Raw genomic sequence first — 26,945 nt, 5'->3', positions numbered from 1 at the left:
GTCATGCTCCGATGTCTTGGTGGGGTTGCATGCGCTGGCGAAGCTCGCGCGTGATCCGATGCAGCTTGGTGCCGACGTTGCTGGTGCTGATGCCGAGAATCTCGGCGATCTCCGCATGACTGCGGTCTTCCAGATACAGCAGCATCAGCGCGCGATGCAGGGGATCGAGTGTCCCGATCAGGCGATGCATGCACTCGATGCGCGCATCCGGTTCGTGCACCGGCGTGCCGCCGTCGAGATGTTCCAGATGTGTATCCTCGAGCGGCACGGTGCGCGTCGCGGCGACCTGCGTCTGTCGCCGCACATGGGAAATGGCCACGTTCAGCGCGACCCGGTACAGCCAGGTCGAGAATTTCGCGCGCGCGTGGTCGTAGCGGGCGAAGGAACGCCAGGCCTGGGTGCAGATTTCCTGCTCCAGGTCGTCGCGATCGTGCGTCCGGTGCGCGTACGTCGCCGCCACCTTGAACACGATGCGCTGGTGCTCCGCCAGCCATCGCGTGAACTCCGTTTGTCGTCGTCGTGCGCTCATGATGCGTGTCGTCCCCGGCATTCCACCCATGATTCGCACGGCGCGCGACTTCATCACAACACGCCCAGCGACTGCGCCGCTGCAGATATCGCCAATGTGCCTACAATGACGCTCTCCCGTGCCGAGTACCGACGATGCGTCCGCTACGCCTCAAACGCTATCTGCTCACCGGTCTGCTGACCTTCCTGCCGCTGTGGATCACCTGGCTGGTGTTCTCGTTCGTGCTGGGATTGCTGGCCAGTATCGGCACGCCGCTGGTCAACGCCATCCTGAATGCGATGAGCCTGGTCGCGCCACATCTCGCGCAGGCGCTGAGCGTACGCTGGCTGCTGAACATCCTCGCACTGCTGTTCACCGTGGTCGGCCTGTATCTGCTCGGCTGGCTGGCCAGTCGCGTGATCGGCCAGCGCATGCTCAGCGCCTTCGACACGCTGCTCGAACGGATTCCGCTGGTGCAGACCATCTATGGCGGCACCAAGAAGCTCATGAACGTGCTGCAGACGCGCCCGGATCAGGTGCAACGCGTGGTGCTGGTGGATTTTCCGCGCGAGGGCATGAAGGTGGTCGGGTTCGTCACCCGCGTCATGCGCGAGGAAGGCAGCAACCGGGAAATGGCCGCGGTGTACATCCCGACCACGCCCAATCCGACCGGCGGCTACCTCGAAGTGGTGCCGGTCGATCAGCTGACCCCGACCGACTGGACCATGGACCAGGCCATGGCCTTCATCATCTCCGGCGGCGCCGTCGCGCCGGACACCCTGCCGAGCCTTTCCAGCAGCCGCCGGGCAGCCCAGACGCCGGCTCCGCCGACCTCCGCCTGAAGCCCGCCATGCAGGCCGGTTGCAGCCCCGCCGCACGATACACCCCTGACCTTCGACACTGTATGCTCGCGTGACTTCTGTCCTAGTCTGGCAACCCTGAATGCGTGCGCCACGGGGGCACTGCGCACGCCTTCGCACTTCCCTGTCTGACCGCCCTTATCCGGAGGAGAACCCTTAGATGAACAAGCACATGCTGAAACCGCTGGCGCTGGCCGTGAGCCTGACGCTGGCCGCGACCGCCTGCAGCAAGGGCGGCGACGACAGCGCCAAGCAGCCCGCGCCCGCACCCGCCAAGGCCGCCACTGTCGCCAAGATGTCGAGTGCGCCGGCCAGCGCCTCCACCGCGCCGGTGTTCAACATCGCGGACCTGGACAACAACATCAACGCGTGCACCGATTTCAACGGGTTCGTCAACGCGAAATGGGTGAAGGCCAATCCGATTCCGGCCGATCAGACCTCGTGGGGTTCGTTCAACGAACTGCGCGAGAAGAGCCTGCAGGACCAGCATCAGCTGGTCGAAGACGCCGCCAAGGACGCGGACAGCGCGCCGGCCGGCTCCATCGAACAGAAGATCGGCTGGCTGTACAGCTCGGCCCTCAACATGGACGCGCGCAACAAGGCCGGCTTCGATCCGATCAAGCCCGACCTGGCCTCGATCGACGCGATCACCTCGCGCAAGGACCTGCAGCCGTGGCTGGACCAGTCCTTCGCCAAGGGTGACGGCCGCGTGTTCAACTTCGGCTCCGACGCCGACTTCAAGAACGCCAAGCTGCAGATCGCCTACACCTTCCAGAGCGGCCTGGGCCTGCCGACGCCGGCCTACTACACCGACGCCAAGTACAAGGACGTCCGTGACGCCTACGTGAAGTACCTCGGCAAGCTGTTCGAGCTGACCGGCGACAAGCCGGCCGAGGCGAAGAAGCAGGCCGACCTGGCCATGAAGTTCGAGACCGAGCTGGCCAAGCATTCGATTCCGCGCGTCCAGCTGCGCGATCCGAAGAACCAGTACCACTTCGTGTCCGTTGCCGACGCCAACAAGGTCACCCCGCACTTCAACTGGGACACCTTCTTCAAGTCGCAGGGCGTGACCGTCGACAAGGGCTTCTCGCTGTCGCAGCCGAAGTTCTTCAAGGAATTCGACCACCTGCTGGCGACCGCGCCGCTGGACGAGTGGAAGGCCTATCTCAAGGTCCACACCATCTCCGGCGCCGCCGACGCGCTGTCGCAGCCGTTCGTCGACGCCAGCTTCGACTTCTACGGCAAGACCCTCAGCGGCCAGCCGCAGCAGAAGGCCGACTGGAAGCGTGCGCTCGGCGCCGTCAACGGCTCCATGGGCCAGGCCCTGGGTCAGCTGTACGTGAAGAAGTACTTCCCGCCCGAAGCCAAGGAACGCGCCGACCAACTGGTGCACAACGTGCTGGCGGCGCTGAAGAACCGCATCGAGAATCTCGACTGGATGAGCGCCGAGACCAAGCAGAAGGCGCTGGACAAGTGGTCCAAGTTCCTGCCGAAGATCGGCTATCCGGATCAGTGGCGCAGTTGGGACGGCCTGAGCATCAGCAAGGACAACTACTACGCCAACCTCGAGGCGGCGCAGAAGTTCAACTACGACTACGACATCGCCAAGATCGGCAAGCCCACCGACCGCAAGGAGTGGGGCATGACGCCGCAGACGGTGAACGCGTACTACAACCCGACCGACAACACGATCAACTTCCCGGCCGCGATCCTGCAGCCGCCGTTCTTCTATGCCAACGGTGACGACGCCATCAACTACGGCGGCATCGGCGCGGTGATCGGTCACGAGTCCAGCCACGGCTTCGACGACCAGGGCAGCCAGTTCGACGGCAACGGCAACCTGGACAACTGGTGGACCAAGGCCGACCGCAAGGCGTTCGACGCGCGCACCGACAAGCTGGTCAAGCAGTTCGATGCCTACACCCCGCTGCCGGATCACCCGGACCTGCACGTCAACGGCAAGCTGACCCTGGGCGAGAACATCGCCGATCTGGGCGGCCTCAACATCGCCTACGACGCCCTGCAGACCGCGCTGAAGAACCACCCGAAGGAAGCCAGCGAAAAGATCGACGGCTACACCGAGGACCAGCGCTTCTTCCTGAACTGGGCCCGCGTGTGGCGCGGCGAGATTCGTCCCAAGCGCCAGATGGTGTTGCTGAACGCCGATCCGCACGCGCCGATGCAGTTCCGCGCCATCGGTGCGCCGTCGAACATGACGGCCTTCGCCACGGCGTTCCAGTGCAAGCCCGGCGACAAGATGGTCCGCTCCGGCGACCAGCAGGTGAAGATCTGGTAACACCGACGGCTGTCCGCAGCGCATCCCGCGCTGCGGATCGCTTCTTCCAGGGCGCCGCTTCGTGCGGCGCCCTTTTTTATGCCCGGATGACACGCCCTCCGCGCCCGGCAAGGTTCGGGACACGCAAGCCGCAAGCGTTCGAGCCGAATCGCGGCATGAATTGATGTTGCGAATCATTCTCATTGATACTATATTTCGTCTCAAGCAGACGCCGTCCCAAGCGCGCGCCTGCTCTGCCTTTCACGATCTCTGCCTGCACCAGCCGGATGCGCACGCGCGCATGCATGCCATCACGCGGGCGCGGCGTACTCGTTCGCGAGACGCCACGACAACAAGGAATCTTGCGCATGGCTGCCATCAAGAGCCGCAAACACGTACGCCCCCGCTTCACCGCCGACGCCCCCCGCCCCACCTCGCACGGCCTGAGCTGCATGCTTGGCGCCCTCGCCTTCGGCCTGCCCGCCGTGGCCCTGAGCGCGCACGCGGCGACGCCGGAACACGCCAACCCCGACACCGCCGCCGCCATCGCGCAGGCGAAGAAGCTGCCGAGCGTGTCGGTCAAGGCCTCGCCGCTGCCGGGGTACCTCGTCGACAAGTCCGCCTCGGACAAGTACACCCAGCCGCTGCTGGACACCACGCAGACCCTGCAGGTGATCTCCAGCGACCTGTTCAACCAGCAGGGCGCGACCACGCTCACCGACGTGCTGCGCAACAGCCCCGGCGTGGGCACGTTCTACGTCGGCGAGAACGGCAGCACCGAAACCGGCGACGCGATCTACATGCGCGGTTTCGACAGCTCCGGCAGCATCTTCGTCGACGGTGTGCGCGATCTCGGCGCCATCTCGCGCGACGTGTTCAACATCGATCAGGTCGAGGTGTTGAAGGGGCCGGCCGGCACCGACAACGGCCGCACCGCGCCGACCGGGGCCATCGACATGATCACCAAGCAGCCGATGGCCGCCGACGCCACCTCGGCCTCGCTGAGCTACGGCAGCGGCGACCGCCGGCGCGCGACCATCGACTGGAACCGCCAGACCGGCGAACACAGCGCGTTCCGCCTGAACCTGATGGGCCAGCGCAGCGGCGTGCCCGGCCGCGACCGCGTCGAGAACGACCGTTGGGGCTTCGCGCCATCGCTGGCCTTCGGTCTGGATACGCCGACCCGCGTCTACATCGACTACCTGCACGTGAAGCAGAACAACGTGCCCGACGGCGGCGTCTCCACCATCGGCCTGCCCGGCTACAGCAGTCCCGATCCGGCGCGCCCGCAACTGGCCGACGCGCCGGCCGTGGACCCGAGCAACTTCTACGGCACCACCGCCGACCACGACGACGTGCGTGCGGACATGTTCACGGTGCGCGTCGAGCACGATTTCGCCGGCGGCGCGGCGCTGCGCAACACCACGCGCTGGGGCCGCACGAAGCAGGACTACCTGCTGTCCTCGTTCATGAGCACCGCCAGTTACCTGCAGACGCCAGACCTGTCCGATCCGTCGACCTGGACCATGCGTCGCCTGCCGAACTTCCGCGACCAGAAGAACACCATCGCCACCAACCAGACCCACCTGACCTGGACGCTGAACACCGGCGCGATCGAGCACGACTTCAGCGCCGGCATCGAGCTGACGCGCGAGGAGCTGAGCACCGTGGCGCGGGCCGCGCTGGGCGACGGCAGCTGGCCCGCGGTCAGCGTGTACGACCCGAGTCCGTACGTCGGCGCGCTGAACTACGGCGAGACCGGCGGCTGGAGCAAGGGCCGCACCGACACCGTCTCCGCGTACCTGTTCGACACCATGAAGTTCGGCCCGCGCTGGCAGCTCAACCTCGGCGCGCGCCTGGATCACTACACCACCGACTTCCACAGCGTCGCACCCTGCGGCGGCCGTCGCGGCCCGGACTGCGGCAGCCTCGCGGAAGGCACGCCGGTCACCGATCTGGACACGCGCCTGCAGGGCAACCTGCCGAACTGGAAGGTCGGTCTGCTGTACAAGCCGACCGACAACGGCAGCCTGTACGCCAACATCGCCGTGTCGCAGCAACCGCCGGGCGGCGATACCCTCGCGCTCAGCTCACGCCCGAACAACGCCGCCAACCCCGACTTCGACCCGCAGAAGGCGCACACCGCCGAGCTGGGCACGAAGTGGAACCTGGTCGATGACCGCCTGCTGCTGACCGCCGCCGTCTACCGCACCGTGGTCACCAACCAGGTCGAACAGGACCCGGTCGACCTGCAGTACGTGCAGACCGGCCGTAAGCGCGTGCAGGGCGTGGAGCTAAGCGCGGTCGGCAAGCTGACCGAGAACTGGGCGCTCAGCGCCGGCTACACCACCATGGACGCCACCGTCACGCGCGGCGACGCCGTCGCCAACGACGGCTCCGACGACCTCGCCTACACGCCGACGCGCGCCTTCACCGCGTGGACCACCTATCACCTGCCGTTCGACCTCACCATCGGCGGCGGCGCACGCTACAACGGCGCGCTCAAGCGCGGCCACGACGGCGCGGTGGGCACGCCGGAATTCACCCGCGCATACTGGGTGTTCGACGCCGTGGCCAGCTACCCGGTCAGCCGTCACGTGGACCTGCGACTGAACGTCGACAACCTGTTCGACAAGCGCTATGTCGCCGCCATCAACAAGAGCGGATATCGCTACACGCCCGGCACGCCGCGCGCCGCTATGCTGACCGTCAACGTCCGCTACTGATCCCGGTACCGCGTCATGCTCATCCACATCCCCGGCCTGCTCACCCCCGAACAGACGACGGCCATGCGCCGTCGTCTGCAAGCCGCGGACTGGGCCGACGGTCGCGAGACCGTCGGCGCGCAAGGCGCGCAGGTCAAGCGCAACGAACAACTCGCCGAACGCTCTCCATTGCGCCAGGAACTGGCCACCGAGGTGTTACAGGCGCTGGGCCGCAATCCGCTGTTCCACGCCGCCGCGCTGCCGCACCGCATCCTGCCGCCGCGCTTCAACCGTTACACCGGCGGCGGCACCTACGGCGACCACGTCGACGGCGCGGTGATGCGTCTGGCCGACGGCACGCAACTGCGCAGCGACATCGCCTGCACCCTGTTCCTCGACGAACCGGAACGCTACGACGGCGGCGAACTGATCGTCGGCGACACCTACGGCGAGCACGAAGTGAAGCTGCCGGCCGGCGATCTGATCGTGTACCCGGCCAGCAGCATCCATCGCGTCGCGCCGGTCACGCGCGGCGCCCGTCTGGCGGCGTTCTTCTGGGTGCAGAGCCTGATCCGCGACGACAGCCAGCGCCGCACCCTGCTGGAACTCGACACCGCGATCCAGACGCTGACCCGCGAAGACGCCGACCGCGGCGCGCTGCTGCAACTGACCGCCGTCTACCACAACCTGCTCCGCGCCTGGTCCGAAACCTGAGTCCCGGCCAGGCCGTGCGCAGGTCGAGCACGAGCCGCGAACGCACTGCCCCACCTTCGTGTCGACCCCGAAAATCCGCCTTCTGACCGGCTCGCACTCGCTCGCGCACGGCGCTACGCTTTCCTCCGCGCGCCCAAGCGCGGATAATGGCGGGTTTAGCGAACTCGCGAGTGCTGATGTTCAAACCCGGTCAACGCTGGATCTCCACTGCCGAACCCGAATTGGGGCTCGGCACCGTCCTGCGCGTCGAGGGACGCGGCGTGCAGATGCTCTTCACCAAGGCCGGTGTGCTGCGCCCCTACGCCCAGGATTCCGCGCCGCTGGTGCGCGCCGAATTCCGCGTCGGCCAGCGCGTGGCCGGCAAGGGCATCGCCTTCGTCGTCGAGCGCATCGAGGAAGAGGACGGCCTGCTGGTCTACCGCGGCGAAGGCCGTCAGCTGCACGAAGGTCAACTCGACGACGAGCAGAGCATCTCGCAGGCCGACGAACGCCTGACCGGCGGCCGCGTCGATCCGGTGGCGCAGTTCGAGCTGCGCCTGGACGCTCTGAAGCGGCGCGCCGCGGCCCGTCGCTCGCCCGCCTGGGGTTTGAAGTCCGCGCGCATCGATCTGATTCCGCACCAGCTGCGCGTCGCCGGCATGGCCGCCTCGCGTCCCGCACCGCGGGTGCTGCTGGCCGACGAGGTCGGTCTGGGCAAGACCATCGAAGCCGGCATGATCGTCGCCCGCCAGATCGCCTCCGGCCGCGCCACGCGCGTGCTAGTGCTGCTGCCGGACGCGCTCATCAACCAGTGGTTCGTGGAGCTGCTGCGCCGCTTCAATCTCGCCTTCGCGATCTTTGACGAAGAGCGCTGCGAGGCCATCGAGCAAGCCGGTGACGGCCGCAATCCGTTCGAGGACGAGCAGTGGGTGATCGCTGGCTTCGGCCTGTTCGACGAATCACCCAAGCGCCGCGAGCAGTTGCTGGCGACCGGCTGGGACCTGCTGATCGTCGACGAAGCGCATCATCTGGAATGGTCGCCCGAGGGCGCCAGTCCTCGCTACGCCATGGTCGAACAGCTGGCCGCGTCCAGCCCGGGCGTGGTGCTGCTGACGGCGACGCCGGAACAGCTCGGTCGCAGCGGACACTTCGCCCGTCTGCGCCTGCTCGATCCCGCCCGCTACCACGACCTGGATGCCTACCTGCGCGAATCGGACGGCTTCGTCGCCCTCTCGCGCATCGCCGACAAGCTGGCCGAGAGCGCCACGCTGGACGACGCCGAGCGCACCCTGCTCGCCGAACAGCTGCAGGACGACGAGGACGCCCAGGCGCTGCTGGAGGTCTACCCGCAGGCCGACAGCGGCGATGCGCTGCTGAACACCCTCATCGACCGCCACGGCACCGGCCGCGTGATGTTCCGCAATCGTCGCGCCAGCGTCGGCGGCTTTCCCAAGCGTCTGCCGGAGCTGCGCGTGCTGGCCGCCGACGCGCTGGACGAAACCGAACGCCAGGCCCTGCTGGCCGAATTCCACGCCGACATCCAGCAGCCGCCGGCGAGCCTGGAGTACGACTACACCAACGACCCGCGCATCGACGACCTGCTGACCCTGCTCGAAGCGCATCCGCAGGAGAAGTTCCTGCTCATCTGCCGCACCCGCGCCAAGGTGCTGGCGATCGAGGAAACCCTGCGCACGCGCAGCGGCGTCGGCGTGGCGCGCTTCCACGAGGACCTCAGCCTGCTGCAGCGCGACCGCAACGCCGCGTGGTTCGCGCAGGCCGACGGCGCACGCCTGCTGCTGTGCTCGGAGATCGGTTCCGAAGGCCGCAACTTCCAGTTCGCGCATCATCTGGTGCTGTGGGATCTGCCGCTGGACCCGGACCTGCTGGAACAGCGCATCGGCCGCCTCGACCGCATCGGTCAGAGCCGCGACATCGCGATCCACGTGCCGGTGATCGCCGACAGCGCGCAGCACATGCTGGCGCGCTGGCACCACGAGGCCGTGAACGGTCTGCAGGAAAGTCCGGCCGACGGCCGCGAGCTGCTGCGCCGCTTCGGCGGCACGCTGGCGTCACTGGCCGAGGCCCACGCGCGCGACGGCGGCGGTCGCGATCAGGAGCTGGACGTGCTGATCGACGAAACCCGCGCCGCGCACCGCGAACTGGCCGCGATGATGCAGGACGGCCGCGACCGCCTGCTGGAACTGGCCGCGCAGCGCGCGCCGCAGGCCGACGCGCTGGAACAGGCATTGAGCGAAGCCGACGGCGACGCCGTGCGCGACACCTTCATCCAGCGCCTGCTGGAACACTTCGGCGTGCACATCGACGAACTCGACGTCGACAGCGTGCTGCTCGATCCCGAATACCTCGCCACCGACGCCTTCCCGGGTCTCGGCGACGGCCCGCAGTCGGCCACCTTCAGCCGCCGCGCCGCGCTGTCGCGCGAGGATCTGACGCTGCTGCGCCCGGATCATCCGATGGTCGCCGGCGCGATCGATCTGCTGCTGTCCTCGGAAAGCGGCAACGCAGCGTTCCTGGTCGACGGCAAGCTGCCGCCGCGCAGCGTGCTGCTGCAGGCGGTGTTCGTGCTCGAATGCATCGCCGACCGCCATCTCGACGCCGAACGCTTCCTGCCGCCGACGCCGCTGATCGCCACCGTCGACACCCGCCTGCAGGCGCGCAACGGCTTCGAACCTTCCGACGAAGCGCTGCAGCGCGCCGCCGAACGCAAGTCGGATCTGGGCCGCTACCGCAAGTTCATCGCGCAGCTGGTGCCGCCGATGCTCGAACGCGCGGAACAAGTCGCCCGCGCCGAAGCCGACACGCTGGCACAGAACGCTGCCGCCGATGCGCGCACCACGCTGGGCGAGGAACTGCAACGGCTGCGTGCGCTCAAGCGCGTGAATCCCGGTGTGCGCGACGAGGAAATCGCCCAGCTCGCCACCGAACTGGCCGCGCTGGAACAGGCCCTGCCGCAGGCGCGACTGCGCCTGGATGCCGTACGTCTGGTGGCGAGCCCCGATTTCCTCGCGCTGCGCTGACGCAGCACACCCCTTCCCTCACCGGAAGGGGCCGTGATCGGAGCGAACGCACGCGCCGCGACGGACGCGCGTGCTCTACCGCCGCGCGCTGACCGAACGGGTCGCGCATTGAAGCTCCCGTACCGCCATCACCACCAGCGCCGCACCGGCGGCACCGATCACGGACAGGTGCCAGGACGGCACACGGTCGCTCGCGATCGCGTAGATCAATCCAATCGCAAGAAGCGTCACCAGCGGCATCCCCATCGCCGCCAGCGCCAGGGCGATGTATCGCCGCTTTCTGACCAGGTCCACGAACGCCGGCAGGATCATCAGAACGCCGACGAGCGTCATTAGCACCATGAGGGTCAGGAACAGGCTGGATTGCGCCATCGTGAGCGGCCGCGCCGCTTCGATGATGACGGCCACGGTGATGATGGCGATACCCAGAAACAGTGGGTGGTATGCGAACGCCGATGTCGTGCTCGCAGGGACGGCCGGTTCATTCTGCAACTCGATCAGGCAGACCTCGAAGGTCGCCGCGAGACTTACGGCCGACGCCATCGAGGCGATGCCCTTCGCCTCCACGCGCTGGATCGTCCGCAGGCTCAGCCCCGACGCAATGGCCAGCTGATCCTGGGACCATCCGCGCTCGGTGCGCAGTCGACGAATGACGGAAGAAGAAACTTTCATGTCGTGTTCCATGGCAAGGCTCCGGCGGCGAAAGGGCCCCCGGAAGCTTGCTGTCGAAGCCAGTCTAGCGCGACGACAGTTTGCCGCCAGTCGCCGTCAGCGAACCGCCACTCGCTCGCGATCGCGCCCGCATGCGCGCTGCCGGCCCCGTCAGCGCATCAGCCGCCGCTTCGGCTTGATCGGGAACTTGCCGCGCCAGTACTGGATCAGCAGGAAGCCGCCCAGCATGCCGCCGAGGTGCGCGAAATGCGCGATGCCGGCCTGTGTGCCCAGCACGCCGTTGATCAGCTCGATCGCGCCGTAGCCGGTCACGAACATCCACGCCGGCAGCTCGATGGGCGGAAAGATCAACATCAACCGCTCGTGCGGGAAAAACATGCCGAACGCCAGCAGTACGCCGAAGATGCCGCCGGACGCGCCGATGGTCGGGTAGAAACCGCCGGTGAAGAAATGCACCACGGCCAGCTGCGCCAGCGCGGCGATGATCACGCAGACGAAGTAATAGATCAGGAAATTACGCGCGCCCAGCGCATGCTCGATGGCGCCGCCGAACAGGAACAGGCCGTACATGTTCAGCGCGATGTGCCAGAAGCCGCCGTGCAGGAAGCCATAGGTCACCACCTGCCAGACCTGGAAGCCGACGTGCACCACGTTGCCGGACGGCGTCATGCCGGTCTGCTCCGGCCCCAGCGGCCACAGCGCGAAGTACTGCGAGAGCATCAGGCTCGTGTTGTCGTGCACCAGCAGTTGCAGCAGGAACACGGCTACATTGGCGATCAGCAGGGCCCGGGTGGCCTTGGGCAGGTCGAAAGACATGGAATCTCCAGTTGCAAACGGCGGCAATGAGCGTATTGTGCGCGCCCGCGCCGCCTCATCGTGCGGCATAGGTGTTCTATAGATGGGCACGATGCCTTTGGAGTTCCAGCCCGTGGCCGAAGCCATCGAGCGCGACGGCTGGTGCGTGTGCGACGATCTGTTCGATCCGGCGCTGATCGAGGCGCTGGCGGACGAATGCCGCGAACTCGATGCGTTGTCCCGACTCAAGCCCGCCGCGGTCGGCCGTGGCGGGCGTCGCCGGCTGGCCGCCGCCGTGCGCAGCGACCGCACGCATTGGCTGGACGACACCTTCAGCGAAGCGCAGACCGCCTTCCTCGCGCGCATGCTGAGCCTGCGCGACGCGCTGAACCGGCGCCTGCTGCTGGGCCTGCACGAACTGGAGGCGCACTACGCCGTCTATCCCGCGGGCGCCTACTACGACCGCCATCGCGACCGTTTCCGCGACGACGACGCGCGCGTGCTGTCCACCGTGCTCTACCTCAACCGCGACTGGAGCGAGGCCGACGCCGGCCACCTGCGCCTGTACCTGCCCGACGGCACGCATCACGACGTGCTGCCGCAGACCGGCCGCCTGGCGCTGTTCCTGTCGGCGGACTTCGATCACGAGGTGCTGGCGCCGACACGCCCGCGCATGAGCATCGCCGGCTGGTTCCGGCAGCGCGACTTCGGCGTGACGTGACACGCGCAGCGGCAGGACCCCTTCTCGGGTGACACCCGAACGGGACGCCCGCGCTCTCTCTGTACCGCAAGCAGAACCGCACGAACCGGCTCCGCATCAGAGCGCTTGGCGCGCGCCGAAGATTGCGGTGCCGATGCGCACCTCGGTGCTGCCCTCGGCGATGGCCAGCTCGAAATCGCCGCTCATGCCCATCGACAGGCGCGGCAGCTCGAAACCCTGTTCCTGGGCCTGATCGCGCAATCGGCGCAGATCGCGAAAGCAGCTGCGCACGGCCTGTGCATCGTCGGACTGGATCGCCATCGTCATCAGGCCGCGCACTTGCAGACGCGGGAAATCGCGCAGCGCGGTCAGGAACGCGATCAACTTCTCGGGCGGCAAGCCGAACTTGCTCGGCTCGGGCGAAGTCTTCACCTGCACCAGCACGTCCAGCACACGATCCTCGATCTCCAGCCGATGCTGCAGCGCCTCGGCCAGATCCATGCGGTCCAGCGACTGCACTTCGCTCGCCAGCTGCGCGACGTACTTGGCCTTGTTGGTCTGCAGATGACCGATGACCACCCAGGCGATATCACACCCGGGCAGCGCCGCGGCCTTGTCGCGGATTTCCTGCACGCGGTTCTCGCCGAAGCGATGCAGGCCCAGCGACAGGGCCTGCTCGATCGCCGTCGGCGGATGGGTCTTGCTGACCGGAAGAATCGCGACCTCCGCGGGATCGCGACCCGCCGTCCGGCAGGCCGCATCCACCCGGGCGCGCACGGCACGCCAGCGGTCGGCGAGCGTGTCCGCCGTCATGGCGCCTCAGGCACCCTGGACGTAGTGCCGCGCCAGCACGTCGGCGACCACCATGGTCACGCGCTTGCCGGTCGGGATGTGCAGGAACTCGTTCGGGCCGTGGGCATTCGAGTGCGGACCCAGCACGCCGGTAATCAGGAACTGTGCGTCCGGGAACTTCTCGCCCAGCATGCCCATGAACGGGATGCTGCCGCCCTCGCCCATGTAGGCTGCGGGCTTGCCGTAGTAACTCTCGGACGCCTGCGACACCGCATCGGCCAGCCACTGCGACAGTGCCGGCGCGTTCCAGCCGCCGCCGTTCTTCTCCAGCGTGAACTTCACCTTGGCACCGTACGGCGGGTCCTTCTCCAGCAGTTCCTTGACGAACTTGCCGGCGCGCTCGCCGTTCAGCGTCGGCGGCAAGCGCAGGCTGAGCTTGGCCGCCGTGCCCGGACGCAGCACGTTGCCGGCGCTCTTCAGCGGCGGCAGACCGTCGATGCCGGTCACCGCCAGCTGCGGCCGCCAGGTGCGGTTGAGGATCAACTCGACCAGGTCGTCGGTGACCGGCCCCATGCCGTCCACGTACGGGAACTTGTCGTAGACCTCGCTGCCGAGGATGTCGGCGCACTGGCCGGCCTGCTCGCGGCGCCCGGCGGGAATCTCGACGTACAGCTCATCCGGCTTGATGCGTCCGCTGGTCTCGTCTTCCAGACGCGAGATCAGATCGCGCAGGATGCGGAAGCTGTCCGGCACCACGCCAGACGCATCGCCCGAATGCACACCTTCGGTCAGCACTTCCACCGACAGCTCGCCGCCGGTCATGCCGCGCAGCGACGTGGTCAGCCACAGCTGATCGTAGTTGGCGCAGCCCGAATCCAGGCACACCACCAGCGACGGGCTGCCGATGCGGTCGGCCAGATGATCGACGTAGAACGGCAGGTCGTAGCTGCCGGACTCCTCGCAGGCCTCGATCAGCACCACGCAGCGCGCGTGCTTCACGCCCTGATCGTGCAGCGCCAGCAGCGCGGTCAGCGAACCGAAGATGGCGTAGCCGTCGTCCGCGCCGCCGCGGCCATACAGCTTGTCGCCCTTGATGACGGGCTTCCACGGACCAAGGTCATCGGCCCAGCCGGTCATCTCCGGCTGCTTGTCGAGATGGCCGTACAGCACCACGGTGTCGTCGCCTTCGCCCGGCACGTCGATGTAGATCAGCGGCGTGCGGCCTTGCAGACGCACGACTTCCAGCGTGGCGCCCGGCAGCTGGTCCAGCTTGGAGCGCGCCCAGCGCTCCATCAGCGCCACGGCGTCGTCCATGTAGCCGTGCTCGACCCACTCGGCATCGAACATCGGCGACTTGTTCGGAATCTTGATGTACTCGACCAGCTGCGGCACGACCTCGTCGTCCCACATGCCTTCAACGAAGGACTGGATGCGGCTGCTGTCCATAGATCGACTCCACGAAATTCGGCAAACCCCGATTGTATCAGTCTCCGCCGGGCGCGCAGATGGCGCCTACAGCCGGCGTAAAGCAAGGCTGACACAGGCGCAGGACCGCGGCCGACCGGCGCACTCGGTCGCGACCGGCAGCAAGGCGATACGCGGCGACGGCATCATGGCTCCGCGACACGGGGACGTGTCCATCCCATTCACACACAAGGAGGTTTCCATGCTGCGCAAACTCGCCACGCTCGCGTTCGCCCTGAGCTTCACCCTGCCCGCGCTGGCCGCGACGCCGGTCAACGTCAATACCGCCGATGCGGCCACCATCGCCAGTTCGCTGGACGGCGTGGGTCCGGCCAAGGCGAAGGCCATCGTCGCCTATCGCAAGGCGCACGGCCGCTTCAAGAGCGTCGACGACCTGACCAAGGTCAAGGGCATCGGCCAGGCCACCCTGGCGCACAACCGCAAGGACATCCGCCTGGGCGACAGCAAGAAATAAGCGCATCCGACGGCGCGACTCGCCCTTCGCGTCGTCGCTCGCCGGCCACGGATGGCCGGTGCCGGACCTGCCGGCCCGCAGGTCCCGCCGGAGACGCCCAGGATGGCGCGTCTCCGGCATTGCGCATGCTTCCGGGGAAGCCTAGACTCGCTCGCCCGCCACCGCTCCGGAACGCGCATGATCGTGCCCCGCTATCGCATCGCCGCCTCGCGCATTCCCGGGGCCGGCCAGGGTCTGTTTCTGGAAGAGGCCGTGAGCGCAGGCGACATTCTCACCGCACCGGACGCCATCGACCGCACCTGGCGACTTGCCGAGATCGAGAACTCCGCGGAGCTGCAGGCGCTGGCGCATGCCCGCGCGCGCTGGTTCGAGGACCGCTACACCGTGTCTCCGGAGTGGCCCGACGAGTGCTACGTGAACCACAGTTTCCAGCCGACCGGGCTGTGGCATCTGGGTTTCATCTTCGCCACGGCCGACCTCGCCGCCGACACCGAAATCACGGTCGACTATCGGCACCTGCTGGCGCCGGGCGAGGAAGAAGGGTTCAATGACGCACTCACCGGTGAGAAGATCGTCGGATACACTTGGCCGCAAAGCCTGGCCGTCTCGACCCGGGCGCTGGCCGCGCTGATCGCTTAGCTCATGACCGACATCCCCATTCTGGAAACCCCTCGCCTGCGCCTGACCGCGCTGGCCGAACGGCATTTCGATGCCTACGCGGACATGCTGGCCGACCCGGAGAGCACGCGCTACGTCGGCAGCGGCGTGCCGCTGGACCGCATGAATGCGTGGCGCTCGATGGCGATGCTGCTGGGCCACTGGACCCTGCGCGGCTTCGGCATGTGGGCGGTGGAGCGCCGCGAGGACGATGTCTTCGTCGGTCGCGTGGGTTTGATGTTTCCCGAGGGCTGGCCCAGCATCGAACTCGGCTGGATGCTGCGCCCCGAACACCGTGGAAACGGGTATGCGACGGAAGCCGGTCACGCCGCGCTCGACTATGCCTGGCAGCGCCTGCACATCCCGCGCGTGATCAGCCTGGTGCGCAACGGCAACGAGGCTTCCGACCGCGTGGCCAAGCGCCTCGGCGGCGAATTCGTGGAGTCGATCGACTTCCACGGCAGCCCGACCCACGTGTTCGCCTACTACTCGCCGCAGCGCGACGCCGCCGAAAGCGCCAAGTAGGTTCCACGACGCCAAACAAAACGGCCGCCCGGATTCCGGACGGCCGTTTTGCTTTCATGCATGGCTGCCCGGTTCAGGCCGGCGCAACGCCCTTGCTCGCGGACGAAGGCGTCGCCTTGGCAACCGAACCCATCGCGGCCAGACGCGCCGTGCGCATCCAGGCCATCGCCGCGACCGTCAGCAGCGTCGCCAGCAGGGCCAGCGAAGCGCCGCCCCAGCCCACGGCCGTCACGTGCACGCGCCACAGCCCCAGCAGGAACGCGATCGCGAATCCGACCACGGTCACTGCGAGATACAGGCCCAGCGTCACCAGCGGTCGCTTGAACACCAGCGCGATGCCGCTGAAGAAAGCCCGCGTCGCCGAACGCATGCCCGGCTCGGCCACGATGCGTCCGCGTCCGGCTTCGATCATGCTCTGCGCGATCACCAGCAGCACGATCATCGCCGTATTGGCGACATGACGGGCGAAATCGGCCTGCGATTCCAGGACCGCCGCATCGGCCTGATGGTCGGCCCACGCGAATCCCAACCTACCGAGCATGAAAGCGACGCCGTACAGCAGCAGCGCCCACAGCATGAAGCGGAACAGGCGCCAGTACTCGCTGAGGCCACCGTGCATCAGCTCGCCGAACCCGGCGTGGCGCGACGCGCGCACCGCGGTCACGGACATGCCGATCAGGAACGGCGACATCAACAGCGTCAGCAGCATGCCCAGGGCCGCCGCCGCACCGATGGCCGGCATGCCGTGACGGCCGATCTGCACGATCACGTCGGTCATCGGCAGACCGTGGAAGCTTTGCGCCCATGCACTGGCGTGCACTGAGTGGTCGAGCAGGTTCGACAACATGGCGTGCAGCGGCCGCGCCGCGATCAGCGCGGGAATCAGCGTGAACAGGAACCACAGCAGCAGCAGCTTCCACTGCAGTGCGGCAGCGAGGGCGCGCGGAAACGCACCGAATCCGACTCGTCGTTTCATGGTCATAGCGTCCCCACGAAGGTGTAGAAGCTCTGCAGCAGTGCCTGCGCATCGGCGGCCCAGCGACTCGAAGCGCTGCCGTTCTTCTTCACGCTGTAGCTGTCGTTGAGCTTGTTGGCGTCGAGATACAGCGGGCGATCGGGATCGAGCTCGGCGGAAACCGCCTTCACCGGCTTGAGGAAGGTGAATCGCTTCCAGCGGCTGTCGTCATCCCACTTCACGGTCTCGCTGCTGCCATCGGCGAACTTCACCTCCAGCGTGCGCGGAAGCGGCGCGCCGGTGCGGCGCACGGTGACGGTGCTCAGCCACGGATACGGACCGCCGTGCTTGGCGTCCTTGTGCGCCTTCTTCCAGGCCTCGCGCGCATCGGCAATCTGCTTGTCCACCTCGCTCTCGGTGATGGTCACGCGCTTGCCATCCTTGACCACCGTACCGGCCTGCGGCAGCTGCTCCGCACTGTCCACGTCGACCACGCTCGCATCCACGCGCTGCGTGCCGTAGACCTGCGCATCGAAGATCTGATGGATCAACGCCGGCTGCCCGGTGCCCTCGGCCAGCGCATCGCGCAGATCGGCGGCGCTGGGATGACGGAACTTCCAGCGCTCGTAATACAGCTTCATCGCCTTCGCCATCGCGTCGCGACCGACCAGATTCTCGATCGTGCGCATGGTCGAGGCGGTGCGCGAATACACCGAGCCGTAGCTGGAATTGGACAGACGATCCCAGGAGTTCGCGTCCAGCGAATCGGACGGGAAGTTGATGCCCAGCACGCCGCTCGCACGCTCGTAGGCGTACGGCGGAATCGCCGGATCGATGCCGAGCTTCTTCATCAGGGGCGACGCGGCATGGATGTCCTGCTTGCGATCGGTCAGCATGCGCTGATCCCAGTACTCGTTCATGCCTTCGTCGAGCATCGGCTCCTCGAACTCGTTGGAACCGAGAATGCCCATGAAGTAGCCGTGTCCGAATTCGTGGATGGTCACGAAATCGATCATGTACTGACTGGTGGTGCCCTTGGTGTACTCCTCCGAATTCTCCGCGGTGAAGAACGTCGGATACTCCATGCCGCCCGCCTCGCTGGCGTTGTATGGCGGAATCACGGCGGTCACCGTCTTGTACGGATACGGACCGAGCGTCTTGGAGAAATACGTCAGCGCATCCGTGGTCGCCTTCATGGTCGGCTCGGCCACCACCTCGAACTCGGGCGGATAGATCACCCGCACCTTGACCTGCGGGCTGCCCGGACCGGTCCACGTGGTGTCCATGGTCTTGTAGCCGGGCGCGGCGACCCAGGCGAAGTCCTCGACGTCGGTCTGCTGGAAGTGATACGTGACCTTGCCGTCCGCATCGACCGGCGCGCTGGCCTCGTGACCGACGGCGCCGACGGTGTAGCCCTTCGGCACGGTCAGCTTCACGTCGTAGTTGCCGTAGTCGGCGTAGAACTCGCTGTGATAGTGGAACTCATGCGCGTTCCAGCGCACCTCCGTGGCGCCGCGCTCGCCGGGCAGTTCCAGCACCGCGATCTTCGGGAACCACTGCGCGACCAGATGGAACTTGCCCCACCAGCCGGTGCGCTCGACCACGCGCGGCAGCTGGTCGTGGAAATCCACGTTCAGCGTCAGCGTGCCGTGCGCGGGGACCGGCTGCGGCAGATCCATCTCGACCACGGTGTGATCGGTCTTCGGGCCGTCGTCGGGCTGCACGAAGCGCCAGGCGACGTCCTGCCCGTTCTGCTGCACCTTCTTCAGGTCGATGTAGCCCCACTCGCCCTTCTTCAGCTTGGCCGCGCCGCGCGAATGTCCGCTGCCGGAGAACGTGCGGCGCTCGGTGAAGAACGTGCTGCCCGGCCCCTCGAACGCGTTGAGGTACATGTGCAGGTAGATCTTGTCGATCGGACGGTCGCTGCGGTTGCGCCAGGTCATCACCTGGTGCGCATCGACCGTGTGCTTGTCCGGATCGAGCGTGGCTTCGATGGTGTAGCTGGTCACGCGGTTGGACAGCGTGGCGTCGGCGGGCGTACGTGCGCCGCCCCAGGCGTCCGGCGAACTGGCCGTGCGGATGTTGGCCGCATGCGGCGACACGAAAGGAATCGGCGTCGATGCGGCGGAGCCGGCGGCCGCTGGAGCCGAGGTCGCCGCGGCAGGAGCCGGCGGCGGTGGTGCGGCCAGAGCCGCGGCGGGCAGGCCGATGCAACAAACGGCCACCCACGCCCGTGAAATGGTGCGAATCATGCGAGACATTGGTTCCCCCGATGCTCAGGATGCGATATCCAGTGCCGCACGCGCGGCACAGCGCTTCCATACTGCGCCGATGCCATGCCATGGGCAACGGGTCAAAGGTCATGCACGCACGGACATGTAGACACCCCGGGCAGGCTTGTACAGAATCCTAAGGAATGACTAAGTTTGACTTAAGCTTGTCCCCTTAAGCTGCGTGCGATGCGTCCGTTCCGGATGCAGAACGCCTATCCGCGATTCCCCATCGCATCCCCTGGCAAGGTCGCGACACATTGCGAGTTCTGGTTGCTGAAGACGATGCCGCCATTGCCGCCGGATTGAGCGCCGGCTTGCGTGAAAGCGGCCACCATGTCGATCACGTCGATTCCGGCCGACAGGCCGATTCCGCCCTGCACGATCATGCCTATGATTTCCTGGTGCTCGATCTGGGCCTGCCCGGCATGGACGGCGCCGAGGTGCTGCGGCGACTGCGACTGCGCGGCAGCGAACTGTCGGTGCTGGTGGTGACCGCGCGCGACGACGTCGACGAGCGCGTGCGCGTGCTCGATCTCGGCGCCGACGACTACCTGGTCAAACCCTTTGCCTTGAACGAATTCGCGGCGCGCACCCGTGCGCTGCTGCGTCGGCGCACCCACCACGGCACGCCCGAATTCAGCGTGGGACAGTTGCGCCTCGACCTTCCCGGCCGCCGCGCCTGGGTCGGCGCCGAGCCGCTGGAACTCACCGCGCGCGAATTCGGCCTGATCGAGGCCCTGGCGCTGCGCCAGGATCGGCTCATCAGTCGCGCGCAGCTGATCGAATCCTTGTGCAGTTGGGACCAGGACCTCACCGACAACGGACTGGACATCGCCGTGCACCGACTGCGCCGCAAGCTGCGCGGCAGCGGCGCGCGCGTGCGCACCGTGCGCGGACTCGGTTACCTGCTCGAGGAAGGCGACGACGCGAAGGACGGCGCGTGACCGTGTCCACCGCCACTGCACCGACGGCGACCACGCCGCGGCGGCCGAGCCTGCGCCGACGCCTGCTCGCGTTCCTGCTGATTCCCATGCTCGTCCTGCTGCTGCTGGACGCGCTGCTGACCTACACCGTGGCGCTGTCGTACTCCAACCACGTGCACGACCGCGACTTGGCCGGCGACGCGCAGTCGCTGGCCGCGTTGCTGCAGCATGACGCGGTACCGGGCGAGATTTCCTCGCAGGCTCGTTTCCTGCTCGACTACGATCCGGACGGACGCAGCTACTACAGCATCCGCAGCCGCCTGCATGGGCCGGTCAGCGGCAACGCCGCACTGGAGATGCACGGCGTTCAAGCCCACGTCGATCAGGCCCCGACCCTGTTCGACAGCCGCCTGGGACACACGCCCCTGCGGGCGGCAACCGTGGCGATCACCGATCCGCGGAACCCGCAAGACGTGCTTGAAATCACCGTTGCCGAAACGCTGCACGACCGTCACATGGTGGCGCGCGAGATTCTGCTGCTCAGCGTCCCGCTGCAGCTGCTGCTTATCGTGCTGCTGCTGGGACTGGCCTGGCTCGGCGTGAACGTCGGCCTGCGCGGCCTCGAACCGCTGACCGACCGGCTGGCGCGACGCGAGCACACGCTGGCGCCGATCGACGACAGCGACGTACCCAAGGAGCTGTTGCCGCTGACGCGCACCATCGACAACCTGTTCACGCGGCTGCGCGAACTGATGGCGTTGCAGGACCGCTTCATCGCCGACGCCGCGCACCAGCTGCGCACGCCGCTGACCGGTTTGGCGCTGCATGTCGAGCGCGCGCAGGCGCATGCCAACAATCCCGTGTTGCGCGATGCCCTGCATCACATCGGCCGCCTGAACGGTCGCGCCGCGCGCACCGCGCGCCAGTTGCTGGCACTGACGCGCGCGCAGACGCCCCACCCCGAGGACGAACGCATGACCACGCTCGACCTCGCCACGCTGCTGCCCGACGCCGTCGGCGACCGCGTGCACGAGGCCATCGCCGCCGGCGTGGATCTCGGCTACGAAGGCACGACCGCCCCGCTGCAGGTGCGCGGCAATGCCGGCGCGCTGCGCGAATTGCTGGACAACCTGCTCGACAATGCCCTGCGCTACACGCCCCGCGAAGGCTCGGTCACGGTGCGTCTGCATCCGGCCGATCATGAACACGGCGCTGGCTTCAGCGTCGAGGACGACGGCCCTGGCGTGCCCGACGAATGGTTGCCGCGCCTCGGCGAGCGGTTCTTCCGCGTACCGTCCTCGCACGAGGACGGTACCGGCCTCGGACTGGCCATTGTGCAACGCATTGCGGAACGTCATGCCGCCACCGTGGTCTATGCTCGCTCTCCGTCCGGAGGATTACTGGTGAACGTCCACTTTCCCGCCGCGGGCATCGATGCATGAATGCAACCGGCGCCCCATCCCTACGCGCCCGTCCGCGACGGCATGCCATGCTCGCGCGCGGCAGCCTGATGGCAGCCGCGGCGTTGGCGACGCTGCTCGCCGGCTGCGTCCGCACGCCGATGCCGAAGCTGGACCAGCACCTGCCGGCGCAATGGCGACATGCCGCCGCAGCCTCCCGTCCGCCGGTGGACCTGCACCGCTGGTGGCAGGCGTTCCACGATCCGATGCTCGACCGGCTGGTCGACGAGGCCCTCGAAAACAATCTCGACGTAGCCATCGCCCGCCAGCACCTGCGCGCCGAGCGCGCGCTCTACGGGTCGCGCAACGCTCCGGTCGCGCCCAACCTCCGCGCGCGCACCGACGACCCCATCGATCCCGACGCCGAGTCCTCCTATTTCGTGGTCGGCTTCGACGCCACCTGGGAGCTGGGCCTGTTCGGACGCACCAAGGCACTCGATCGCATCGCCACGAGCCACGTGCTGCAGGCGCGCACCACGCTGCGTGAGGCGCGCGTGTCGCTGGTCGCCGAAGTGGTGCGCGAGACGATCGCGCTGCGCTCGGCGCAGAGCAGCGAACGCAGCCTGGAACGCGTGCTGCAGGCGCGCCAACGACAGGCTGCGTTGACGCGTCGCCGCGTGGCGCTGCGGCTCTCCGACCGCATGGACCAGACCCAGGCCGACGCCGCCGTGGCCACGGCGCGCGCCGCCCTCGCGCAGCCGCGCATGCAAGCCGACCACGCGGCGCAACGACTGGCCCTGTTGCTGGGGCGCAGCGAACCCGATCCGGCCTGGCTGAAGCCCGGCCCGCAGCCGCGACTGGGACCGACCGGCCCCGTCGCCGCGCCCGCCTCGCTGCTGCGCACGCGCCCCGGCATCGCGCACGCCGAAGCCAACGTGCTGGAAGCGGCGGGCGAACTCGGTATCGCGCGCGCCGACCTGTACCCGCGCATCGGCTTCGGCGCGTCCCTGCTGTGGTCGACCAAGATCGCCACCTATAGACGCGACCCCGGGACCAACGCCATCGGTACCGTGGGTCCGATCCTCGACATCCCGCTGTTCGACTGGGGCATGCGCGTGTCGCACGAGCACGCCCAGTCGCATCGTCTCCAGGCCGCCGCGCTGGCCTACCGCAAGGCGGTGCTGACCGGCGCGGCCGAAGTCGAGGATGCGCTGGGCGACCTGCAGCAGCAGCGTGAGCGCGAACAGGCCGAAGCGCAGGCCGTGGCCGACTGGAAGCAGACCGTGGACGCGCAGCGCGTGCGTCGTCGACTTGGCCTGTCCAGCGACCTCGATACCGTGAACGCCCAGATACAGCATGCCGAGGCCGAGCTGTCCCTGATCGCCGCACGGCAGGATCGCGACCTCGCCTACGTCGCGCTGTACAAGGCGCTCGGCGGCGCACCGCCGTTGCCCGCCCGCGATGACCGCGTGAACACGGCCCGTCCGGAGCGCAAGTGATGGTGTCGCTGGCGCGCAAGACCCTGCTCTACGAGTGGCGGCGTTTCCTGCCCGCCGTGCTGGCCGTGGGCTTCGCCGGTCTGCTGCAGCTGCTGCAGGCCGCGCTGGTGCTCGGCATCTTCGGCGGCGCGGCGGTCTACATCACCGGCTCCAGCGCCGATCTGTGGGTCGGCTATCCCGGCACCCAGAGCGTCGACCAGGGGCGCGCGATCTCGCCCGACGTGGCGTCGCTGCTGTACATGAATCCCGAGGTGGAACGCGTCGAGCCGTTCCTGTGGGTCGACGGCGACTGGCGCGGCGGCGGCACCGGCGGCGTATCGGTGTTCGTGTCGGGCATCGACCCGGGCCCCAACGGCCTGATGTTCGCGCACGCGCTGGCGCCGAATCTGCGCGCGCGCCTGCGCGAACCCGACGCCGTGATCGTCGACCGCGCCGACCTGTCCAAACTCGGCGTCGGCATCGGCGGCAGCGCCAGTATCAACGGTCATCGTGTGCTCGTGGTCGGCGTCGCCAGCGGCCTGCGCGCGCTGGGCGGCGTCAATGTAGTCGCCTCGCTGGACACGGCGCGTCGGCTCGACAACGATCCGAGCGACGCCGGCCGTCCGACCTATCTGGTCGCCCGCCTGCACGATCCGGCCCAAGCCGCAAAAGTGGCCCAGACGCTCAACGGCAACCACGGCTTCGGCCCCTATCGCGTATGGACGGCGCAACGCTTCGCGCGCCGCACCATGCTGTTCTGGCTGTTCGACACCGGCGCCGGCGCCGGCGTGCTGTTCCTGGCCGGCATCGTGTTTCTGGTCGGCGCGGTCATCACCAGTCAGGCGCTGGCGGCGGCCGTGGTCGGCTCGATCCGCGAATACGCCACGCTCAATGCGCTCGGCGTGGGCGTGCGCGCGCTGCGCTGGGTGATTCTCGAAGAGGCCCTCTGGGTGGGCGCACTCGGCCTGGGCGGCGCGGCGCTGCTCGGCGGCGTGCTGATCGCGCTGGCGCGCCGCGAAGACGTGCCGGTCGTGCTCAATGCACCGGTGACCCTGGCCTGCGTGATCCTGGTGCTGGCGCTGGCCCTGGTGTCCGGCCTCGGTTCGATGCGCAGCCTGCGCCGCGCCGATCCAGCGACGTTGCTGAGGTGAACGGATGAACGTCTCCGCCACACCCGCGCTGGAAGCACGCGACGTGCACAAGTCGTTCCGTGCCGGGCGCATCGTTTCGACCGTACTCGACGGTCTCTCGCTGAGCGTCGATGCCGGCGAACTGACCCTGATCTGCGGCCCCTCGGGCTGCGGCAAGAGCACGCTGCTGTCGATCCTCAGCGGACTGCAGCCGGCCGACGCCGGACAGGTCAGCGCGCTGGGCCAGCCGCTCGACGGCCTCGACAAACGCGCGCTGGAACGCTTCCGACTGCTGCACACCGGTTTCGTGTTCCAGGGTTTCAACCTGTTTCCCGCGCTGACCGCCTACGAGCAGGTCGCGCTGCCGCTGGGCTACCTCGGCCTGAAACGCGACACCGCGCGCGAGCGCGCCGAGGCCGCGCTGATCGAAGTCGGCCTGCAGTCGCGCATGCATCTGCGCCCGGCCGAACTCTCCGGCGGCGAGAAGCAGCGCGTCGCCATCGCCCGCGCACTGGCCAAGGAGCCGGCGCTGCTGTTCGCCGACGAACCGACCAGCTCGCTCGACGCCGCCAACGGGCAGATGGTCATCGACATGTTGCATCGCATTGCGCGGCACCACGGCACCACCGTGCTCTGCGTCAGCCACGATCCGCGCCTGATCGGCCACGCCGATCGCCTGCTCACCATGGAAGACGGCCGTATTCTGGAAGATCGGCGCACGCCGCCCAAGGTCGTCGCCAAACCCACTGGAACGTCCCGATGATTCGATCGCAGATTCTTTTGCCGACCCTGATCGCATGCGCGCTCGGCGCGCTTGCCGGCTGCTCGAAGGCGTCTCCGGACGCCGCGACGCCGACGCACACCGCAGCGCCGGCCGCTCGCTACGTGGCAGTGGCCCGCGGCAAGGTCGATGTCGAGGCCGGTCTGCTGTCCATGGACGCTTCCGTCGCCGGCGTGGTGGACCGCGTCGACGTGCACATTGGCGATCACGTCAAGCGTGGGCAGACGCTCGCGACCCTGCACGACGAGGATGCGCGCGCCGCCGTCACCGTGGCTCGTGGCTCGCTGGAGCAGGCGCGCGCGCAGGAGAAACTGACCGCCGCGCAACTGACCGCCGCCAAGCGGCTGGCGAACACCATGGCCAAGGCCGCGGCGGCCGGCGCGGACTCCGGACAACACGCCACCGACGCCGCCGACCGCGTCGCCGAACTGAACGCGCACCTCGAAGCCGCGCACGCCGCCGTCGACGTGGCGAAGGGGCATGTGCAGCAGGCCGAACGCGCATTGCAACTGCATACCTTGTATGCGCCGCGCGATGCCGAAATCGTCGATGTCGACACGCAGCCGGGCGAGACGGTATCGCCGCAGTCCGGACCGCTGTTCCAATTGCTGCCGGATGCGCCGCGCATCGTCATGGCCGAGCTCGACAGCGCCTTCGCCGACCGCGTGCACGCCGGCATGCAAGCCGAAGTCGTGCTCGACGACGACAGCGCGCAGTCGCTGGGCCGCGCCCGCGTGATCGAGGTCGGTCAGGTGTTCGAGGCCTCGCGCCTGGACGACGACGCGGCTCAGCACGGCCACGCCCGCACCGTGCGCTGCCTGCTGCGTTTCGACAAACCCGTCGCGCGCCGCATCGGTCAACGCGTCCTGGTGCGGTTCCTGCCCGACGCGACGTCGTCCCGCACGCCCTGACCCCACGCCCTGAAAGGTTGCCGAAACCGCCGCATGCCAGCCTCGGTGCGGCACTGTGCGCCTTTCTCCTCCGTTCGCGAAACCTCCATGATCGAAAAGGTCGACTTCCAGTTCGAGGGCGGACCCCACGGGGTGCTGCTGATCCACGGCCTGACCGGCACGCCGGCCGAGATGCGCCTGCTCGGCAAGGGCTTGCACCGCGCGGGCTTCACCGTGCACGGCATGCAGCTGGCCGGCCATTGTGGCGACGACAATGACTTGCTCGCCACCGACTGGAAGGACTGGTACGCCAGCGTGCAGGCCGCGGCCGACGCGCTGGAACAACGCTGCTCGCGCGTGTTCGTGGCCGGCCTGTCGATGGGCGCGTTACTTGCGCTGCTGCTGGCCGCCGACCGCCCCAACCGCGTGCATGGCGTGGGCGTCCTCGGCGCCACGTTCCGCTACGACGGCTGGAGCATTCCCCGCCTCGGCCGCCTGTCCTTCCTGCTGCCGCTGCTGAAACGGCTCGGCATCGGCCGCCATCGCAGCTTCATGGAACAGCCGCCCTACGGCCTGCGCGACGAGCGCATCCGCGCCACCGTCAGCGCGGCCATGCTCGGCGGCGACAGCGCGGCCGCGGGTCTGCCCGGCAATCCCTGGCACGCGCTGGCCGACATGTACACACTGGCCGCGCGCACGCGGCGACGACTGCCCGATGTCGTCGCGCCGTGCTTCATCGCCCACGCCACCGAGGACGACGTCGCCAGCCTGAAGTCGAATGCGCGTCTGGTCGAACGGCGCGTGTCCGGCCCGGTGGAAATGCTGCCGCTGGACGACAGCTACCACATGATCACCATCGACCGGCAACGACGCCTGCTGCACGCCCGCCTGGGCGCGTTCTTCGCCCGCCATGCCGGCAGCGAACCGCTGCCGCTGGCGAGCGTGGCCTGATCGCC

Annotated in this window: 24 protein-coding genes; 16 read left to right on the top strand and 8 right to left on the bottom strand. The window is 67.9% G+C overall.

The window, feature by feature from the left end:
- Nucleotide 1: 1 nt before the first annotated feature.
- Nucleotides 2–529: an RNA polymerase sigma factor gene (locus LF63_RS04925; protein ID WP_043100035.1), complete on the bottom strand. Its 528-nt coding sequence runs from the start codon at nt 527–529 to the stop codon at nt 2–4.
- A 134-nt stretch (nt 530–663) separates the two neighbouring features.
- Here LF63_RS04925 and LF63_RS04920 point away from each other — a divergent pair, with 134 nt between their 5' ends.
- The 5 genes from LF63_RS04920 to rapA all read left to right on the top strand — a co-directional run bounded on the left by LF63_RS04920 (nt 664) and on the right by rapA (nt 10,079).
- Entirely contained in the window at nt 664–1,350 is a 687-nt protein-coding gene (locus tag LF63_RS04920) for a DUF502 domain-containing protein (protein ID WP_043100034.1), read from the top strand.
- A gap of 178 nt (nt 1,351–1,528) precedes the next feature.
- Nucleotides 1,529–3,664: a M13 family metallopeptidase gene (locus tag LF63_RS04915; RefSeq protein ID WP_043100033.1), complete on the top strand. Its 2,136-nt coding sequence runs from the start codon at nt 1,529–1,531 to the stop codon at nt 3,662–3,664.
- A gap of 347 nt (nt 3,665–4,011) precedes the next feature.
- A complete protein-coding gene (locus tag LF63_RS04910) occupies nt 4,012–6,369 on the top strand; it encodes a catecholate siderophore receptor Fiu (RefSeq protein ID WP_043100032.1) in 2,358 nt (785 codons plus the stop codon).
- A gap of 15 nt (nt 6,370–6,384) precedes the next feature.
- A complete protein-coding gene (locus LF63_RS04905; RefSeq protein ID WP_043100031.1) occupies nt 6,385–7,062 on the top strand; it encodes a Fe2+-dependent dioxygenase in 678 nt (225 codons plus the stop codon).
- 176 nt (nt 7,063–7,238) lie between these two features.
- Nucleotides 7,239–10,079, top strand: a complete 2,841-nt coding sequence (rapA, locus tag LF63_RS04900; RefSeq protein WP_043103191.1) for an RNA polymerase-associated protein RapA — start codon at nt 7,239–7,241, stop codon at nt 10,077–10,079.
- Between the two features lie 75 nt (nt 10,080–10,154).
- Here the strand turns inward: rapA and LF63_RS15185 are convergent, their stop codons facing one another.
- Complete coding sequence (locus LF63_RS15185; RefSeq protein ID WP_052394706.1) at nt 10,155–10,763, bottom strand: helix-turn-helix transcriptional regulator; 609 nt, start codon at nt 10,761–10,763, stop codon at nt 10,155–10,157.
- 138 nt (nt 10,764–10,901) lie between these two features.
- Nucleotides 10,902–11,567 (bottom strand): rhomboid family intramembrane serine protease, encoded by a 666-nt coding sequence (locus tag LF63_RS04890; RefSeq protein WP_043100030.1) that lies wholly within the window; start codon nt 11,565–11,567, stop codon nt 10,902–10,904.
- 82 nt (nt 11,568–11,649) lie between these two features.
- Here LF63_RS04890 and LF63_RS04885 point away from each other — a divergent pair, with 82 nt between their 5' ends.
- Complete coding sequence (locus LF63_RS04885) at nt 11,650–12,267, top strand: 2OG-Fe(II) oxygenase (protein WP_043100029.1); 618 nt, start codon at nt 11,650–11,652, stop codon at nt 12,265–12,267.
- A gap of 96 nt (nt 12,268–12,363) precedes the next feature.
- Here LF63_RS04885 and LF63_RS04880 read toward each other — a convergent pair whose 3' ends face one another.
- Together LF63_RS04880 and LF63_RS04875 are read right to left on the bottom strand one after the other, a co-directional pair.
- Complete coding sequence (locus LF63_RS04880) at nt 12,364–13,059, bottom strand: YggS family pyridoxal phosphate-dependent enzyme (RefSeq protein WP_043100028.1); 696 nt, start codon at nt 13,057–13,059, stop codon at nt 12,364–12,366.
- A 6-nt stretch (nt 13,060–13,065) separates the two neighbouring features.
- A complete protein-coding gene (locus LF63_RS04875) occupies nt 13,066–14,484 on the bottom strand; it encodes a M20 family metallopeptidase (RefSeq protein ID WP_043100027.1) in 1,419 nt (472 codons plus the stop codon).
- Nucleotides 14,485–14,704: 220 nt separating this feature from the next.
- On the opposite strand from LF63_RS04875, the gene LF63_RS04870 reads away from it, so the two are divergent.
- The 3 genes from LF63_RS04870 to LF63_RS04860 all read left to right on the top strand — a co-directional run bounded on the left by LF63_RS04870 (nt 14,705) and on the right by LF63_RS04860 (nt 16,159).
- A complete protein-coding gene (locus tag LF63_RS04870; protein ID WP_052394704.1) occupies nt 14,705–14,977 on the top strand; it encodes a ComEA family DNA-binding protein in 273 nt (90 codons plus the stop codon).
- A 177-nt stretch (nt 14,978–15,154) separates the two neighbouring features.
- A complete protein-coding gene (locus tag LF63_RS04865) occupies nt 15,155–15,616 on the top strand; it encodes an SET domain-containing protein (RefSeq protein WP_043100026.1) in 462 nt (153 codons plus the stop codon).
- A gap of 3 nt (nt 15,617–15,619) precedes the next feature.
- A complete protein-coding gene (locus tag LF63_RS04860; protein WP_043100025.1) occupies nt 15,620–16,159 on the top strand; it encodes a GNAT family N-acetyltransferase in 540 nt (179 codons plus the stop codon).
- Nucleotides 16,160–16,232: 73 nt separating this feature from the next.
- Here LF63_RS04860 and LF63_RS04855 read toward each other — a convergent pair whose 3' ends face one another.
- The 3 genes from LF63_RS04855 to LF63_RS16235 form a co-directional block, all read right to left on the bottom strand.
- Nucleotides 16,233–17,135: a hypothetical protein gene (locus tag LF63_RS04855; protein WP_052394701.1), complete on the bottom strand. Its 903-nt coding sequence runs from the start codon at nt 17,133–17,135 to the stop codon at nt 16,233–16,235.
- A gap of 2 nt (nt 17,136–17,137) precedes the next feature.
- Nucleotides 17,138–19,216 (bottom strand): M1 family metallopeptidase, encoded by a 2,079-nt coding sequence (locus tag LF63_RS04850; protein WP_338047212.1) that lies wholly within the window; start codon nt 19,214–19,216, stop codon nt 17,138–17,140.
- 383 nt (nt 19,217–19,599) lie between these two features.
- Complete coding sequence (locus LF63_RS16235) at nt 19,600–19,773, bottom strand: hypothetical protein (protein WP_235205379.1); 174 nt, start codon at nt 19,771–19,773, stop codon at nt 19,600–19,602.
- Between LF63_RS16235 and LF63_RS04845 the strand changes: the two genes are divergently transcribed.
- From LF63_RS04845 to LF63_RS04815, 7 genes are all read left to right on the top strand, one after another.
- Nucleotides 19,690–20,331 carry a response regulator gene (locus tag LF63_RS04845; RefSeq protein WP_235205351.1) on the top strand — a complete coding sequence of 214 codons (642 nt, stop codon included), beginning with the start codon at nt 19,690–19,692 and terminating at the stop codon, nt 20,329–20,331. The genes LF63_RS16235 and LF63_RS04845 overlap by 84 nt on opposite strands.
- A gap of 86 nt (nt 20,332–20,417) precedes the next feature.
- A complete protein-coding gene (locus LF63_RS04840; protein WP_081945245.1) occupies nt 20,418–21,752 on the top strand; it encodes a sensor histidine kinase in 1,335 nt (444 codons plus the stop codon).
- Between the two features lie 47 nt (nt 21,753–21,799).
- Entirely contained in the window at nt 21,800–23,209 is a 1,410-nt protein-coding gene (locus tag LF63_RS04835) for an efflux transporter outer membrane subunit (protein WP_052394700.1), read from the top strand.
- Complete coding sequence (locus tag LF63_RS04830) at nt 23,209–24,339, top strand: ABC transporter permease (RefSeq protein ID WP_043100021.1); 1,131 nt, start codon at nt 23,209–23,211, stop codon at nt 24,337–24,339. Before LF63_RS04835 ends, LF63_RS04830 begins: the two co-directional genes overlap by 1 nt.
- Before the next feature lie 4 nt (nt 24,340–24,343).
- Entirely contained in the window at nt 24,344–25,081 is a 738-nt protein-coding gene (locus LF63_RS04825; protein ID WP_043100018.1) for an ABC transporter ATP-binding protein, read from the top strand.
- Nucleotides 25,078–26,010: an efflux RND transporter periplasmic adaptor subunit gene (locus LF63_RS04820; RefSeq protein WP_043100016.1), complete on the top strand. Its 933-nt coding sequence runs from the start codon at nt 25,078–25,080 to the stop codon at nt 26,008–26,010. Before LF63_RS04825 ends, LF63_RS04820 begins: the two co-directional genes overlap by 4 nt.
- A gap of 87 nt (nt 26,011–26,097) precedes the next feature.
- Nucleotides 26,098–26,940, top strand: a complete 843-nt coding sequence (locus tag LF63_RS04815; protein ID WP_043100014.1) for an alpha/beta hydrolase — start codon at nt 26,098–26,100, stop codon at nt 26,938–26,940.
- The last annotated feature ends 5 nt before the right edge of the window (nt 26,941–26,945 follow it).

It is taken from the genome of Oleiagrimonas soli (assembly GCF_000761445.1).
Taxonomy (GTDB): Bacteria; Pseudomonadota; Gammaproteobacteria; order Xanthomonadales; family Rhodanobacteraceae; genus Oleiagrimonas; species Oleiagrimonas soli.
This window is presented reverse-complemented; position numbering and strand designations above follow the sequence as displayed.